This window comes from Chloracidobacterium sp. N (genome assembly GCF_018304765.1).
GTDB classification, from domain to species: Bacteria; Acidobacteriota; Blastocatellia; order Chloracidobacteriales; family Chloracidobacteriaceae; genus Chloracidobacterium; species Chloracidobacterium aggregatum.
In genome coordinates, this window is record NZ_CP072643.1 from 526,262 (window position 1) to 539,157 (window position 12,896).

The following is a 12,896-nucleotide window of genomic DNA, read 5'->3' on the forward strand; positions in this document are numbered from 1 at the left end:
GCATGTGGCGCAGGGGTTGGCTGGCGGGCTTCTGGGTGCTGTGGCTCGTCTTTTCGGGTGTGGCCCAGCCGGAGACCCCGCCGGAGACGCCGCTCTCCCTGGATGAACCGGTGAAGCTTTCTGTCTGGAAATACCGGCCGGGTGATGATCCGCGCTGGGCGGACCCCAACCTGGATGACCGGGACTGGAAGGTGCTGCACCTCGACACCCAGGCTTTCACCGAAGCCGGGTGGCGCTCCGGGCCCGGCTGGTATCGCACCACGGTGGTTGTTGCCGACCAGTCCCTGTTGGGTCTCCTGGTCGTCCATGCCATCTCGCACTCCGCCTATGAAGCCTATGTCAACGGCCACAGGATCGGCCAGCTTGGCCGCCTTGCGCCGCAGCCGTCGTTCCCCAATGGCTTTACTTATGCACCGCTGCGGATTCCGGCGGAAGCTTACGGTGGTCAGGGCCGGCTCGTCATTGCCATTCGGACGTGGGAAAAGCTGAGTCCGCCGCTGGTCACGGGCGGGGCCTTCTACGGCGCCCAACTTGGTCACACTGACCGGCTTGACCGCGATCTCCAGAAGTTGCGCGCTGAACGCATGCAAAGGGATATAGCGCGGGTGGCCACGGCCCTGACCATTGGCTTTTTCGCCGTCTATCATCTGTATCTCTACTTCAGCCTTTATGTTTACCAGGGGAGAAGCAGTCAGCGGGAATACCTCTGGCTGAGTCTGTTTGCGGCCGGCTACGCCCTGAACTCGCTCTCGCTCGCCAATCTTTTGCTGGAGTACGTCTCCCTGCTGGCCTACAACCAGCTCAACGTGGTCTCCATCCAGTTTCAGCTCATCACGGGCACTGGCTTCCTGTTCAGCTTTCTCAAGCTTCCCCCGCCGCGGTGGGTGCGCTGGTTTCAGATCACGCTGGGCCTGGTGATTTTGGGCACGCTTGCCCTGCCCGGCTGGTTTTTGCAAGGTCTGGTCCGCAGTCTGATATTTGCCGTTCCCGTGGCCGCCCTGTTGGGCTTCACGAGCATTCTGGTCGGACGTGAGGCGTGGCGGGGCAACGTGGCCGCCCGAACCCTGTGTTTTTCCATGGGGCTGATCATACTGGCCGAAGCGGTCCAGATTACAAAAACCATCGTCCTGCCCATGGTTGAACCCCAGTCGGCGGTGGCCATGTGGTTCGCCGGCCCGGTTGCGGGCTACCTGGTGGAAATCAGTTTCGGGGCGTTGCTCCTGACCATGGCCGGGGCTGTGGCGCGGCGCTACCGGGACGAGATTGACGCGGTCAACCGCAATCTTGAACGTCTGGTGTCTGAGCGGACGGTCGAGGTGCAGCGGCAGCGCGATGAACTGGAGCAGAAAAATCAGGACATCGAAGACAGTCTGCGCTACGCACAAACCATGCAGCAGGCCGTACTGCCGGACATCAAAAACCTGCACGCGACCTTTGCCGAGGCCTTTGCACTGTGGAAACCACGTGACATCGTCTCCGGCGACTTTTACTGGTTTCACCAGACCGAACGGGCCTGTCTGGTGGCCGTGGCCGACTGCACCGGCCACGGCGTTCCGGGCGCGTTTATGTCGTTTATCGGCAACGATCTGCTCACTCAGATCGTCGTCGAGCGCAAGATTGACGACCCGGCCCGCATTCTGGCCGAACTGGACGCCGGTGTGCAGCGTGCCCTCAAGCAGGGCAGCCACGAGTCGGTCAGCGTGGAAGACGGCATGGACATCGGCATCTGTCGCTTTACGGCCGACGGAGTGACGTTTGCCGGCGCGCGCCGTCCGTTGTATGCCGTCGCCGACGGCCAGTTGACCGAATACGCCGGCTCACGGCATCCCATCGGGGGACGGGCGCGCAAACCACGTCACTTCGAGAATGTCGCCGTTGCCGTCACATCGCCGATGATGCTTTACCTGACCACGGACGGTTTCGCCGACCAACCGGATGCCCAAGGCAAGCGGTTCAAGACGGGTCCGCTTATGCAACTCCTGCGCGACATCGCCACCCGCCCGGCCGGGCAGCAACGGGTGGCGCTCGAAACGGCGCTGGACGAACATCAGGGCCACACCGCGCAACGTGATGACATCACGATTGTCGGTTTACGGCTTGATGCCTCACTGGTTCGCTGGAATGGAAGCACCACCCATGCAACTCCTTGATGCGGCCCCGGCTGCCCTTGGTTTCCGCCATCCGGCCGAATGGGAGCCCCAGGCGGCCACCTGGCTGGCGTTTCCCCATAACCGTACGGACTATCCGGGCAAGCTCCGGCCCGTGCAGTGGGCCTACGGGGAAATCATCCGCAAGCTGGCCGACCGGCAGCCGGTTCACGTGGTCGTTCAGGATACGACGCTCCAGGCACAGGCCCGGAATATGCTGCGGCGCATGGGGGCCAACCTCGCCCAGGTACGCTTTTTTCGCGTCCCCACCAATCGCGGCTGGCTGCGCGATGCCGGGCCGATTTTTGTCGTCCGCGACCGGGACGGCGCACGCGAAGCCGCCATCTGCAAGTTTCGCTTCAACGCCTGGGCCAAATACCCGGATTTCCGGCTCGACGACGAGCTGGCCCTGCGGCTGGCAAAGCAGCTTGGCTTTCCGGTGTTCGTTCCGCACGCCAAAGGGCAACCGGTTGTGCTGGAAGGCGGCGCCGTGGATGTCAACGGGCAGGGCGTGGTGATGACCACCGAGGAATGTCTGCTCGATACGGTGACGCAGCCGCGCAACCCGCACCTGTCACGGGCGGAAGTGGAAGCCGTGCTGCGCGACACCCTGGGGGTTTCGACCGTCTGGTGGCTTGGGAAAGGCATTGCCGGTGACGACACCCACGGCCACGTGGACGATCTGGCCCGGTTCGTCAATCCGACGACACTGGTGCTGTGCGATGAAACCGATGCCGGCGATGCCAACTACGCAGCGCTCAAGGAAAACCACGAGCGCGCGCAGGATTTCCGGCTGCCCGACGGCTCACGTCCCGAGGTCATCCGTCTGCCGATGCCGCGCCCACTCATCTTTGCCGGCCAGCGATTGCCGGCCAGTTATGCCAACTTTTACATCGCCAACGGGCTGGTTCTCGTGCCCACGTTCAACGATCCCAACGACCGCGTGGCGCTTGGCATTCTCGGTGAGTGCTTTCCGAATCGGACCGTGTGCGGTATCCATGCCGTGGATTTGGTCTGGGGGCTGGGCACCCTGCACTGCCTGACTCATGAACAGCCGGCCGGCGTACCGGCCGCTCCCGAACCGGCACCAACTTCCCCACAGGGTGCAAGTTTGGTTGAAACGGACTAGGATTGCAGGTCGTACCCGTGCGGTGTCTGCCCCCAGGCGCCGATACCATTGCCCGTCACGTGGAGTATCGAAAACCCCTATGGCAAGCTGGCAGGCAGCAGCGCTCGCGCGCTTCATCGCCTTCAAAATCAAGCGCAAGCCGACCTCGCAGGACGAAATGCAGATCGTGCGTCAGGCGCGACAGAAGCTGGGACACATGCCCGGCTACGTTCAGCCGGCGATTCCTGAAGACCTGCACATTCGTACCGTGTCCCTGACCACGCTGGACAGCGACATCATCCGGGGTGAATGGCTGGCGTGGAAGACGGACTATCCGCCTGCCACGGTGCTGTATCTCCACGGCGGAGGCTATATCGCCTGTTCGCCACGAACCCATCGCCCTATCACCGTAACACTGGCCACACTTCTGCGCGGACGGGTCTTCGCGCTGGATTACCGGCTGGCCCCGGAACACCGCTTCCCGGCAGCTCTCGATGATGCTGTTGCCGCCTACCGCTGGCTGATTGAAGGGCAGCGGATGGCACCGCGCCAACTCGTCCTGGCCGGCGACTCGGCAGGCGGGGGGCTGACGCTCTCCACCCTGGTCCGGCTGCGTGAGCTGGGTCTGCCCCAACCGGCTGGCGCGGTACTCTACTCGCCCTGGACGGATTTGGCCGGCACGGGTGAAACGCTCGAAACCAATACCGACCGGGATGTGATGTTTTACGGCGCGGGTATCCGCCTTGCCGGCCGCATTTATGCCGGGGACACACCGCCCGACCATCCGCTGGTTTCGCCGCTTTACGCCGACCTGCATGGGCTTCCCCCGTTGCTGGTCTTTGCCAGTTCCAGCGAAGTGCTGCTTGACGATGCCCGCCGCCTGGCAGCACGTGCGGAAGCCGCCGGTGTTTCGGTCGAGTTGCACATCGAAGCCGACCTGCCGCACGTGTGGCCGATTTTCTGCCGCCTTATCCCGGAAGGACGGCGCACGCTGGCAGCGACGGCGGCGTTCATCCGGCGCGCCGTCAACCACGCTTCGTCCTCAAATTCTCAGCTTCCAGGGCCTTCCATCCATGACTACCGCCTCGCTGCAAGCACTGCTGTCACGGCTCATTGACTACGCCGGGCTGTTCCCGCCGGCGGCGCTGGATTTGGCAAACGCCGTGGAGAACTACCGGCGTTTCCGCACCTCGGCCGATGCCTGGATGCTGGGGGCATTTGTGCTCCCGGCCGGCCAGGTCAGCGCTTTCCAGTCGGCAACCCAGATGGCGGCCTCGCCGGACGACCCACCGTTCCGCTGGCCGGTCAGCCTGCTCGTTGAAGCTACCGATCTGCCCCCGGACGGATTGCATGTGGTGGCGGTCGAAGCCAAAACCAACGATCCGGCCGTGGTACGGCGGTTCGTGGAACGCTGGCCCACAGCTCAGGTCTTCATCGAACTGAATCCGACGGACGAGCGCGAAGTGATGTGGGCGACGCTGCGCGAACTGGGGGCCGGGGCCAAAATCCGCACCGGCGGACTGACAGCCGAGGCGTTCCCTTCGCCTGAAACTGTGGCGAGCTTCATCCTCCGCGCTGCTGACTGGCGGGTGCCGTTCAAGGCCACGGCCGGACTCCATCATCCCATCCGCGCCATGTATCCCCTGACCTACGCCCCTGACAGCCCGCAGGGACTCATGCACGGTTTTCTGAACGTCTTTCTGGCCGCCGCCTTCGCCTGGCATGGCATGGCCCCGGACAACGTCGAACGGGTGCTCCTCGAAGAAGACGTGTCGAACTTTCAGTTCACGGACGCCGGTGTGACCTGGCACTGCCAGACCCTTCCAACGGAAGCTATCGCGGCGGCGCGGCAGAGTTTTTGCCGCTCTTACGGCTCCTGCTCCTTTGACGAACCACGCGCCGATTTGCGCGCCCTCGGTCTTCTGGACTGACCCATCTGGATTTGCCCTGCCGTATGTTTGAACTACGCCACCACCTCATGGCTGCGAAACAAGCCAGCCGCCGGGCCGCCACCCTCAATGCCAACATCAAACATCAGGTCCTGCTGGCGCTGGCCGATGCCATTGACGCCCGGCGCGCCACCCTGCAGGCCGCCAATGCGGAAGACCTGGCTGCGGCTGAACGCGCCGGGCTGGCCGCGCCGCTGCGGGACCGCCTCGCGCTGACCGACAAAACGTTGACTGCCATGGTCGAAGGTTTGCGGGAGATAGCCGCCCAACCCGACCCGGTTGGCGAAATTGCCGAACTGCGCCGGCAGCCCAACGGCCTGCTCGTGGGACGGATGCGGATTCCGCTGGGAGTTGTGGCCATCATCTATGAATCGCGCCCCAACGTGACCGTGGATGCGGCGGCGCTGTGCCTCAAGGCCGGCAATGCCGTCGTGCTGCGCGGCGGCTCGGAGGCGTTTCATTCCAACCAGGCGTTGGGGCAGTTGATGGGCGCGGTGTTGGAATCGTTCGGTCTGCCGCCGGCGCTGGTGACGGTCATCCCCACGCCCGACCGCGCCATAGTCGCCGAACTGCTGGCCTGCGATGACCTCGTTGATCTTGTGATTCCACGCGGCGGAAAGGAACTCATCCGCTTTGTTGCCGGGCACTCACGGATTCCGGTCATCAAGCACTATGAAGGTGTCTGCCACACCTATCTGGATGCCAGCGCCGACCCGGCCATCGCCGTTCCGGTTGTGGTCAATGCCAAGGCCCAGCGTCCGGCGACGTGCAATGCCACCGAAACCCTGCTCATTCACGCGGCTGCCGTCGAGACCTGCCTGCTCCCGACAGTTCAGGCGCTGGTGGCAGCCGGCGTCGAGCTGCGCGTCTGTGAGCGTACCCAACAGGCGCTGCGTGAGCGGGGCTATGCGTCCGACCGGATCGTGGCGGCGCAGCCTTCTGACTTTGGCTGCGAGTTTCTGGACAACATTCTGGCCGTCAAAATCGTGGACGACTATGCCGCCGCCGTGGCGCACATTCAGACCTACGGTTCACAGCACACCGAAGCCATCATCACCCGCGACCATGCGACAGCCATGCGCTTTCTCCGCGACATTGACTCCTCCACCGTCGTGGTCAATGCCTCAACCCGCTTTGCCGACGGGCAACAACTCGGCCTCGGCGCTGAAATCGGCATCAGCACGACCAAACTCCATGCCTTTGGCCCGATGGGTGCCCGCGAACTGACGACGCAGAAGTTTGTCGTTCTGGGCGAAGGACAGACCCGCACCTGATGCCGAAGGGCTGGATTTACGGGGCAAAAGGGCTGTTTGGACAGCCCGGCTTCGTGTAGGATGTCGCCTGCCTTGACCTCACCATCATCCTCACCGACAAGGGGTTGTTTTCCTGATGACGCGCGACGCTTTCATCTTTGACGCGATTCGTACTCCGCGCGGCCGTGGTAAGTCCTCCGGCGCGCTCTACGAAATCAAGCCAATTGATCTTGTCACCCAGCTTTTGCGGGAACTTCAGCGGCGCAACGGCTTCGCTACTGACGAAGTGGACGACATCATCCTTGGCTGCGTGACGCCCATTGGCGACCAGGGCGCCAACCTTGCCAAGACGGCGGCGCTCTATGCCGGCTATGCCGAAACCGTTGCCGGACAGCAAATCAACCGGTTCTGCGCTTCGGGTCTGGAGGCGGTCAACCACGCCGCCATGCGGGTGCGCTCCGGCTGGGAAGACCTGGTCATCGGGGGCGGCGTGGAGTCCATGAGCCGCGTGCCGATGGGTTCCGACGGCGGCCCGATGATGCTCGATCCCAAAGTCAGCGCCACGCTCCGATTCGTCCCGCAGGGCATTGGGGCGGATTTGATTGCAACACTCGAAAACTTTTCGCGTGAAGACGTGGACGCCTATGCCTTGCGTTCGCACCAGCGTGCAGCCCAGGCGACAGCCAACGGCTACTTCCAGCGTTCACTCATTCCGGTTACGGACTTCAATGGGATGCTGGTGCTTGACCGGGACGAACACATCCGCCCGGACACGACGCTCGAAGCCCTGGCGCAACTCAAGCCTTCCTTTGCCGAAATGGGCGGGATTGGCTTCGATGCCGGTGGCGCAGTTGCGGTATCCCGGCGTCGAGCGGATTCGGCACGTCCACACGGCCGGCAACTCGTCTGGCATTGTGGATGGTGCGGGCGCTGGTGCTTGTCGGAAGCCGGGAAAAAGGGCGAGGGCGCTGGGTCTGAAGCCCCGCGCCCGGATTGTCGCCGCGGCCGTGACCGGCAGTGAGCCAACCATTATGCTCACCGCCCGCTGCCGGCCACGCGCAAAGCCCTGGCCAAGGCCGGGATGACGACGGCCGACATTGATCTCTTTGAAGTCAATGAAGCCTTTGCCTCGGTCGTCCTGAAATTTGCCCGCGACATGGACATTGACCCCGACAAGATCAACGTCAACGGCGGCGCGATTGCCATGGGGCATCCCCTGGGTGCGACCGGTGCGATGCTGCTCGGCACGGCGCTCGACGAACTGGAACGTCGCCAGAAGGCCACAGCGCTCATCACCCTGTGTGTCGGCGGCGGCATGGGTATTGCCACCATCATCGAACGGGTCTGACCAGGCGGAGAATCTGACCAGAAAGGGAGCCTATGGTGTTTCGGTACGAAAAAGACACGGACAACATTGTTACCATCACAATGGACATGCCGCAGCGGTCGGCCAACGTCATCAACGCCGAGTTCAACGCAGCGCTGGCGGAAACCTTCGCCCGGCTCAAGGCCGAAACCGAGCTGACGGGTGTCATCATCACCTCGGCGAAAAAGACGTTCCTGGCCGGCGCCGACCTGGAGCCGATGCTGGAAGTGCGTGGATCCGGCGGCATTGTTTCAGGAAATCCAGCAGGTCAAGCGCATCTTTCGCGGCATGGAAACGTTTGGGAAACCCTTTGTCGCAGCCATCAATGGCGCAGCGATGGGCGGCGGACTGGAACTGGCGCTGGCGTGCCACTACCGCCATTCTCATTGACCGCCCGGACGCGCAGGTGGGTTTGCCGGAAGTGACCCTGGGCCTCATTCCCGGCGGCGGCGGCATCACGCGCCTGACACGCCTGCTGGGGCTTGAAACGGCGCTCCCGCTGCTGACCGAAGGCAAACGGCTCTCTCCAGCGGAAGCCAGGACGCTGGGCATCGTCAACGAACTGGCGGCAACCCCGAAGAACTCATTGCCAAGGCCAAAGCCTGGATTCAGGCCAATCCAGAGCCGCGCCAAACCGTGGGATACGAAGGGCTACCGGCTGCCCGGCGGCGATGCGCGCACGCCGAAGGTGGCGCAGATGCTGGCGGCCGCATCCGGCCGTGCTGCTCAAGAAAACCCGGGGGAACTTCCCGGCCCCACTGGGCCATCCTGAGCGCCGCCGTGGAAGGGACGCTGGTGGACTTCGATACGGCCGACCGCATCGAATCGCGCTACCTGGCGAACGTGGCTACAGGGCAGGTTGCCAAAAACATGATCGCGGCCTTCTGGTTTCAGCCTCAACAAGATCAATGGCGGCGGCAGTCGTCCGGCCGGTATTCCCCCGGCCACCTTCTCCAAAGTCGGCGTCCTGGGGGCCGGGATGATGGGCAGCGGCATTGCCTATGCCTGCGCCATGGCCGGACTGGAGGTTGTCCTCAAGGATGTCACGCTGGAACAGGCCGAAAAGGGCAAGTCCTACACGGAAAAGGTGCTCCGCCCACGGGTCGGGAAAGGCCGGATGACCGAAGCCGATCTTGGCGGCGACGCTGGCGCGTATCCACCCAACGACGAAGGCTGAAGACCTGCGTGGCTGTGAGCTCATCATCGAGGCCGTCTTGAAGACCGGGCCATCAAGAAGGAAGCCACCCAGGAAGCCGAAGCGCAACTGGCGCCAACGGCCATTTTTGCCTCAAAACACATCCACCCTGCCGATTACCAGTCTGGCCCAGGTGTCCGAGCGGCCGGGAAAACTTCATCGGGCTGCACTTCTTTTCGCCCGTGGACAAATGCCGCTGGTTGAAATCATCGTCGGCGAAAAGACCTCGCCGGAAACCCTGGCGCGCAGCTTTGATTTCGTCCGGCAGATCAAAAAGACGCCCATCGTCGTCCAACGACCGGCGTGGGTTTTACACCTCGCGGGTGTTTGCCACCTACACCTCGGAAGGCATGACGCTGTTGCTTGAAGGCCAGCCGGCCCAGCGTCATCGAGGCCGCCGGGATGCAGGCCGGGATGCCGGTTGGCCCGCTGGCCGTTTCGGACGAGGTGAGCCTGAAGCTGATGCACTACGTACGCCAGCAGACGGATGCGTGATTCTGGCAGCGGAAGGCAAACCCATCCCGGAGCAGCCGTCGAATCGCGTCCTTGACGCCATGCTGGCCCAGGGACGCGCCGGCAAGGCGGCCGGCGCCGGTTTCTACGAATATCCGCCCGAAGGCAAAAAGTTCCTCTGGTCGGGACTACAGGAGCTTTTCCCAGCCCAGACCGCCTTGCCTTTCGAGGACATCCGCGACCGGTTGCTGTTCATTCAGGCGCTTGAAACCGTTCGCTGCCTCGAAGAAAACGTGGTGCGTTCGGTGGCGGATGCCAACATCGGCAGCCTGTTTGGCTGGGGCTTCCCGGCCTACACCGGTGGGACGTTGCAGTTCATCAACGGCTACGGCGTTCGGGGCCTTTGTTGAACGCGCCCAGGCCCTGGCCGCCAGGTACGGAGAACGCTTCACCCACCGGCGCGGTTGCTGGCCATGGTGGAAGCCGGTGAGTCATTCCCTGCACTGTGATGCCTGGTCGTAAGGGCGCTTGATGAACCATCCATCTCAACAGCAGCAATCCGTCGCGGTTTTTGCCATTGGTGTCCCGGAAGGGTTCCTGCGCGAGCTGAGCCAGGCGTTCGGCTCGCGCTTCATATTCGTGGCCGGTGGCCACTGAAGCCGACCTGCGGGAGCAGGCCGGGCCGGGCCACAGCGCCCATCATCCTGTGTGGCGAACCGCCCCGGTGTGGGTCTCTGGCGAAGCCATCGTGGGGGACATCCCCAAGTGGCACAAAACCGCCGCAAGGCATCCTGCTCATCGAAACCAACCGCATCGTCAGCACGCTCGGAACGCCGGACGCCCTGCGCGACTTTCGCTACATTGGCCTGCCGCTGGATGTGTTTTGCTGCACGTCAGACGCTGGAAGCTGCGGCCGAAGTGGCGGCGCTGCGGCAGGAAAACCAGACCCTCATCCACGATCTGGAGCGGTATCTGGTGACGCTGCGCGGTGGCCTCGGAAGACCGGGTCAAACAGATCGCGCAGGAGCGGGATGAGTACCGTCGGCAGAACATGCGCATACTGGACAGTATCCGCAATGCCGAGCGAATCCAGCGCGCCATTCTGCCTTCCGAGGCCAAACTGGATGCACTCATCACCCAGTACTTTCTCATCTACAAACCACGGGACATTGTATCGGGTGATTTCTACTGGGACGCACATCGTCAAGGACGAAGAAACACACTGTGTTCTACCTGGCGGTGGCCGACTGCACCGGGCACGGTGTGCCGGGGGCCTTTCTCTCGATGGTGGGCACGACGCTGCTCAACCAGATCGTCGCCCAGAACCCACGCCACCTGCCGGGCACGATTCTCGAACAGTTGCATGATGGCGTGCTGCACTCGCTGCGCCAGACGAGTCGGCGGCTCGAAATTGACGACGGAATGGAAATTTGCCTCTGCCGGCTGGACGACTCCAAAGTCACCTTCGCTGGAGCGCGCCCGCCCGCTCTATGTTGTATCCCAACAGGAAACCGTCGGTGGGACCTCGAGGAGATCAAAGGTGATCGGCGCACGATTGGTGGCGGACGCAAGCGGGAAGGCTGGCAGTACACCAACCACGAACTCGAACTGCCACGTGGGGCCATGCTCTACCTGACCACGGACGGCTATGCTGACCAGGGCCAACCCGCAGTCCGAACGCTATGGAGCGCGGCGCCTGCGTGACAAGCTGCTCGAAGTCGCCCCGATGACCTGCCTCGGTCAGCGTTTTGCGCTCGAAAAGGAAATGAGCCAGTTCCAGCAAAACGAGCCACAGCGGGATGACATGACCATCCTTGGCGTGCGGTTGCCGATTGTGTCGGCCGCAGCCATGCAACTGCCCTCCGGGGCCTTCAGCGTCACCGGCAATCTCATCCTCTAGCGCCACCTCTGGCGGCATGCGGCACGGTCAGTTCCCGGGGGCAGGGTGAAGCGCCCCTGTGGGCACCCGTGCCGCATCAGCCGCCATGGACGGTTCACCCGACCAGATAAATAAGCCTTTACACTGTCGTAAAGCGCGGCGTAACATAGATGTCACGGCAGTAAATTCTGGCGTTTCCGCTGCATCTGGCTTGGCACCGGTCTTCAGTGTGCGACCAAACTTCCCAAACTGACGAGGAAGCTGCAATGTCGTGGATGAAATGGCTCACGGCTGTGCCGTTCCTGTTTCTTTTCTTTACTGTCAATCTGGTCACGGTCGAGCCGGCTTGGGCGCAGGCCGAGGGCGCGTCCGACAGTGAACTGCCAGCCGCCATCAAGGCGCTGCGGGGTGAAATCGCGGCTCTGCAGGGCGAGCTTGCGAGCTATGTCGCCGGGTTGCAGGGAGGTGACAAGGCGCGTCGCGGCAAGGGTTTTGAGGCTTACCGCAGGCAGTTCGAGACGCTGGGTGGCCGGATTTCGAGCTGTCGTGAGCGGTTGCAGTATTTTTCACGAGCAGGTGTCGCGGCTCTACCGCACCATGCCCACCTCTTCGCCTCTACCTCGCCGCCCGGCAGGCCTATGCCGATTGCCAAGCAGGACTTTGACGCCCTGGCTTCAAACTTCTCCAGCAGTCCGCGCCCGGAGACCCTCCAGATTGCGGAAGTCCGGGTCACAGATGGACGGCTGACCAGGCATCTTGCGCGGACAGCGCCCGAGCCAGCCCCGGTCAAACCCGAGCAAAGTATCGGGCGGGACATTCCTTGAAGCCGATGACATCCGCTACATTGGGAAGTTCGATTCGGTCGAAGTCTATCTCGTCACCATCAAGGATACCGCGTACTACCTGCTGACAGGCCTTCGGGAACGAACCGTTGAATCCGAACGGACGTGTCACCGAGGTCGTGCGCCAAACCATTCTCTATTCCGAACCCTTCCCGTCCAAACAGGCGGCCGGACGCCAGACTGACCCAGCACTTTGAAGCCGTGTTGCAACAGAAATTCACCCTTCTGGCAGACGGACGAAAGTACGGCCAACCTGGTCCTGGATGAATTGCTCAAGGCGCGCAGCTACGCCCGCGTGGAGTAACCCTCACCACTCGCCACTCGCTACTCGCCACTCGCTACTCGCTACTCGCTACTTACGGTACATGCCACTTCCCCGACGGCAGGTTCAGGGACGAGTACCGTCAGTTCGGGCCAGGACAGCTCCAATGTCTGGTCAGGGGCATAAAAAGCCGGGTATGACGCGAAAACGCCCGGACTTCCAGCGGAGCAGGGCAAGGAGGCGCCGGCTCGCCAGCCAGCGTGTCCAGCATGGCGTTAGCACCACCCGGCCGTTTTCAAAGTATATCCAGCCGCATTGCTCATCCTGTACGAGTTCAAGTGCCGCCAGGCGGCCGGCGCGGCAGAGAATCTGGGTGAGTGTCAGAAGGTCCAGGTCAGAAAGTGATCCAAAAGTAGCCACGTTGTTCCGTACAGGCTCCAAA

19 protein-coding genes and 1 pseudogene are annotated in these 12,896 nt (G+C 62.9%); 19 read left to right on the forward strand and 1 reads right to left on the reverse strand.

Annotated features, from left to right (window positions below; all coding sequences use genetic code 11):
- The first annotated feature begins 2 nt into the window (after nt 1-2).
- The 19 genes and pseudogenes from J8C05_RS13330 (at nt 3) to J8C05_RS13380 (ending at nt 12,174) form a co-directional block, all read left to right on the forward strand.
- The gene (locus tag J8C05_RS13330) at nt 3-2,150 is read left to right on the forward strand and encodes a SpoIIE family protein phosphatase (protein WP_211423988.1); all 2,148 of its coding nucleotides are present in this window, start codon (nt 3-5) and stop codon (nt 2,148-2,150) included.
- Entirely contained in the window at nt 2,137-3,276 is a 1,140-nt protein-coding gene (locus tag J8C05_RS13335) for an agmatine deiminase family protein (RefSeq protein WP_211423989.1), read from the forward strand. The genes J8C05_RS13330 and J8C05_RS13335 overlap by 14 nt, the downstream gene beginning before the upstream one ends.
- A 79-nt stretch (nt 3,277-3,355) precedes the next feature.
- Nucleotides 3,356-4,372: an alpha/beta hydrolase gene (locus tag J8C05_RS13340; protein ID WP_211423990.1), complete on the forward strand. Its 1,017-nt coding sequence runs from the start codon at nt 3,356-3,358 to the stop codon at nt 4,370-4,372.
- Complete coding sequence (locus J8C05_RS13345; protein ID WP_211423991.1) at nt 4,329-5,186, forward strand: hypothetical protein; 858 nt, start codon at nt 4,329-4,331, stop codon at nt 5,184-5,186. The genes J8C05_RS13340 and J8C05_RS13345 overlap by 44 nt, the downstream gene beginning before the upstream one ends.
- Nucleotides 5,187-5,209: 23 nt before the next feature.
- The gene (locus J8C05_RS13350) at nt 5,210-6,478 is read left to right on the forward strand and encodes a glutamate-5-semialdehyde dehydrogenase (RefSeq protein ID WP_211423992.1); all 1,269 of its coding nucleotides are present in this window, start codon (nt 5,210-5,212) and stop codon (nt 6,476-6,478) included.
- Between the two features lie 115 nt (nt 6,479-6,593).
- Nucleotides 6,594-7,478 carry a thiolase family protein gene (locus J8C05_RS13355; protein ID WP_459543871.1) on the forward strand — a complete coding sequence of 295 codons (885 nt, stop codon included), beginning with the start codon at nt 6,594-6,596 and terminating at the stop codon, nt 7,476-7,478.
- Nucleotides 7,479-7,502: 24 nt separating this feature from the next.
- Nucleotides 7,503-7,805, forward strand: coding sequence for a hypothetical protein (locus J8C05_RS15805; RefSeq protein WP_459543877.1), 303 nt, complete (start codon nt 7,503-7,505; stop codon nt 7,803-7,805).
- Between the two features lie 86 nt (nt 7,806-7,891).
- Nucleotides 7,892-7,990 (forward strand): annotated as a pseudogene (locus tag J8C05_RS15655) (hypothetical protein); the annotation flags it as partial.
- Between the two features lie 121 nt (nt 7,991-8,111).
- Nucleotides 8,112-8,213 carry an enoyl-CoA hydratase-related protein gene (locus J8C05_RS15660; protein WP_281503771.1) on the forward strand — a complete coding sequence of 34 codons (102 nt, stop codon included), beginning with the start codon at nt 8,112-8,114 and terminating at the stop codon, nt 8,211-8,213.
- Between the two features lie 31 nt (nt 8,214-8,244).
- Complete coding sequence (locus tag J8C05_RS15665; protein ID WP_281503772.1) at nt 8,245-8,595, forward strand: hypothetical protein; 351 nt, start codon at nt 8,245-8,247, stop codon at nt 8,593-8,595.
- 207 nt (nt 8,596-8,802) lie between these two features.
- Nucleotides 8,803-9,000, forward strand: a complete 198-nt coding sequence (locus J8C05_RS15670) for a 3-hydroxyacyl-CoA dehydrogenase NAD-binding domain-containing protein (RefSeq protein ID WP_281503767.1) — start codon at nt 8,803-8,805, stop codon at nt 8,998-9,000.
- The gene (locus tag J8C05_RS15555) at nt 8,957-9,385 is read left to right on the forward strand and encodes a 3-hydroxyacyl-CoA dehydrogenase NAD-binding domain-containing protein (RefSeq protein ID WP_281503768.1); all 429 of its coding nucleotides are present in this window, start codon (nt 8,957-8,959) and stop codon (nt 9,383-9,385) included. The genes J8C05_RS15670 and J8C05_RS15555 overlap by 44 nt, the downstream gene beginning before the upstream one ends.
- A complete protein-coding gene (locus J8C05_RS15560; protein WP_246840814.1) occupies nt 9,382-9,513 on the forward strand; it encodes a 3-hydroxyacyl-CoA dehydrogenase family protein in 132 nt (43 codons plus the stop codon). Before J8C05_RS15555 ends, J8C05_RS15560 begins: the two co-directional genes overlap by 4 nt.
- On the forward strand, nt 9,510-9,881 hold the full coding sequence (locus tag J8C05_RS15565; RefSeq protein WP_246840815.1) for a hypothetical protein: 372 nt from the start codon (nt 9,510-9,512) through the stop codon (nt 9,879-9,881). Before J8C05_RS15560 ends, J8C05_RS15565 begins: the two co-directional genes overlap by 4 nt.
- A 121-nt stretch (nt 9,882-10,002) precedes the next feature.
- Nucleotides 10,003-10,128 (forward strand): hypothetical protein, encoded by a 126-nt coding sequence (locus J8C05_RS15675; protein WP_281503769.1) that lies wholly within the window; start codon nt 10,003-10,005, stop codon nt 10,126-10,128.
- Nucleotides 10,129-10,347: 219 nt separating this feature from the next.
- Nucleotides 10,348-10,506: a hypothetical protein gene (locus J8C05_RS13365; RefSeq protein WP_211423993.1), complete on the forward strand. Its 159-nt coding sequence runs from the start codon at nt 10,348-10,350 to the stop codon at nt 10,504-10,506.
- A 189-nt stretch (nt 10,507-10,695) separates the two neighbouring features.
- A complete protein-coding gene (locus J8C05_RS13370) occupies nt 10,696-11,175 on the forward strand; it encodes a PP2C family protein-serine/threonine phosphatase (RefSeq protein WP_211423994.1) in 480 nt (159 codons plus the stop codon).
- Between the two features lie 22 nt (nt 11,176-11,197).
- Entirely contained in the window at nt 11,198-11,371 is a 174-nt protein-coding gene (locus J8C05_RS13375) for a hypothetical protein (RefSeq protein WP_211423995.1), read from the forward strand.
- A 254-nt stretch (nt 11,372-11,625) separates the two neighbouring features.
- Nucleotides 11,626-12,174: a hypothetical protein gene (locus tag J8C05_RS13380; protein ID WP_211423257.1), complete on the forward strand. Its 549-nt coding sequence runs from the start codon at nt 11,626-11,628 to the stop codon at nt 12,172-12,174.
- A gap of 454 nt (nt 12,175-12,628) precedes the next feature.
- Here J8C05_RS13380 and J8C05_RS15750 read toward each other — a convergent pair whose 3' ends face one another.
- A complete protein-coding gene (locus tag J8C05_RS15750; protein WP_211423258.1) occupies nt 12,629-12,874 on the reverse strand; it encodes a DUF4388 domain-containing protein in 246 nt (81 codons plus the stop codon).
- Nucleotides 12,875-12,896 lie beyond the last annotated feature (22 nt).

Bases quoted from the DNA above. Each gene is read 5' to 3' on its own strand.
- J8C05_RS13365 (WP_211423993.1), top strand. From the start codon at position 10,348: ATGTGTTTTGCTGCACGTCAGACGCTGGAAGCTGCGGCCGAAGTGGCG.
- J8C05_RS13380 (WP_211423257.1), top strand. From the start codon at position 11,626: ATGAAATGGCTCACGGCTGTGCCGTTCCTGTTTCTTTTCTTTACTGTC.
- J8C05_RS13340 (WP_211423990.1), top strand. From the start codon at position 3,356: ATGGCAAGCTGGCAGGCAGCAGCGCTCGCGCGCTTCATCGCCTTCAAA.
- J8C05_RS13345 (WP_211423991.1), top strand. From the start codon at position 4,329: ATGACTACCGCCTCGCTGCAAGCACTGCTGTCACGGCTCATTGACTAC.
- J8C05_RS15675 (WP_281503769.1), top strand. From the start codon at position 10,003: ATGAACCATCCATCTCAACAGCAGCAATCCGTCGCGGTTTTTGCCATT.
- J8C05_RS13330 (WP_211423988.1), top strand. From the start codon at position 3: ATGTGGCGCAGGGGTTGGCTGGCGGGCTTCTGGGTGCTGTGGCTCGTC.
- J8C05_RS13335 (WP_211423989.1), top strand. From the start codon at position 2,137: ATGCAACTCCTTGATGCGGCCCCGGCTGCCCTTGGTTTCCGCCATCCG.
- J8C05_RS13375 (WP_211423995.1), top strand. From the start codon at position 11,198: ATGACCTGCCTCGGTCAGCGTTTTGCGCTCGAAAAGGAAATGAGCCAG.
- J8C05_RS13355 (WP_459543871.1), top strand. From the start codon at position 6,594: ATGACGCGCGACGCTTTCATCTTTGACGCGATTCGTACTCCGCGCGGC.
- J8C05_RS15670 (WP_281503767.1), top strand. From the start codon at position 8,803: ATGATGGGCAGCGGCATTGCCTATGCCTGCGCCATGGCCGGACTGGAG.
- J8C05_RS13350 (WP_211423992.1), top strand. From the start codon at position 5,210: ATGTTTGAACTACGCCACCACCTCATGGCTGCGAAACAAGCCAGCCGC.
- J8C05_RS15660 (WP_281503771.1), top strand. From the start codon at position 8,112: ATGGAAACGTTTGGGAAACCCTTTGTCGCAGCCATCAATGGCGCAGCG.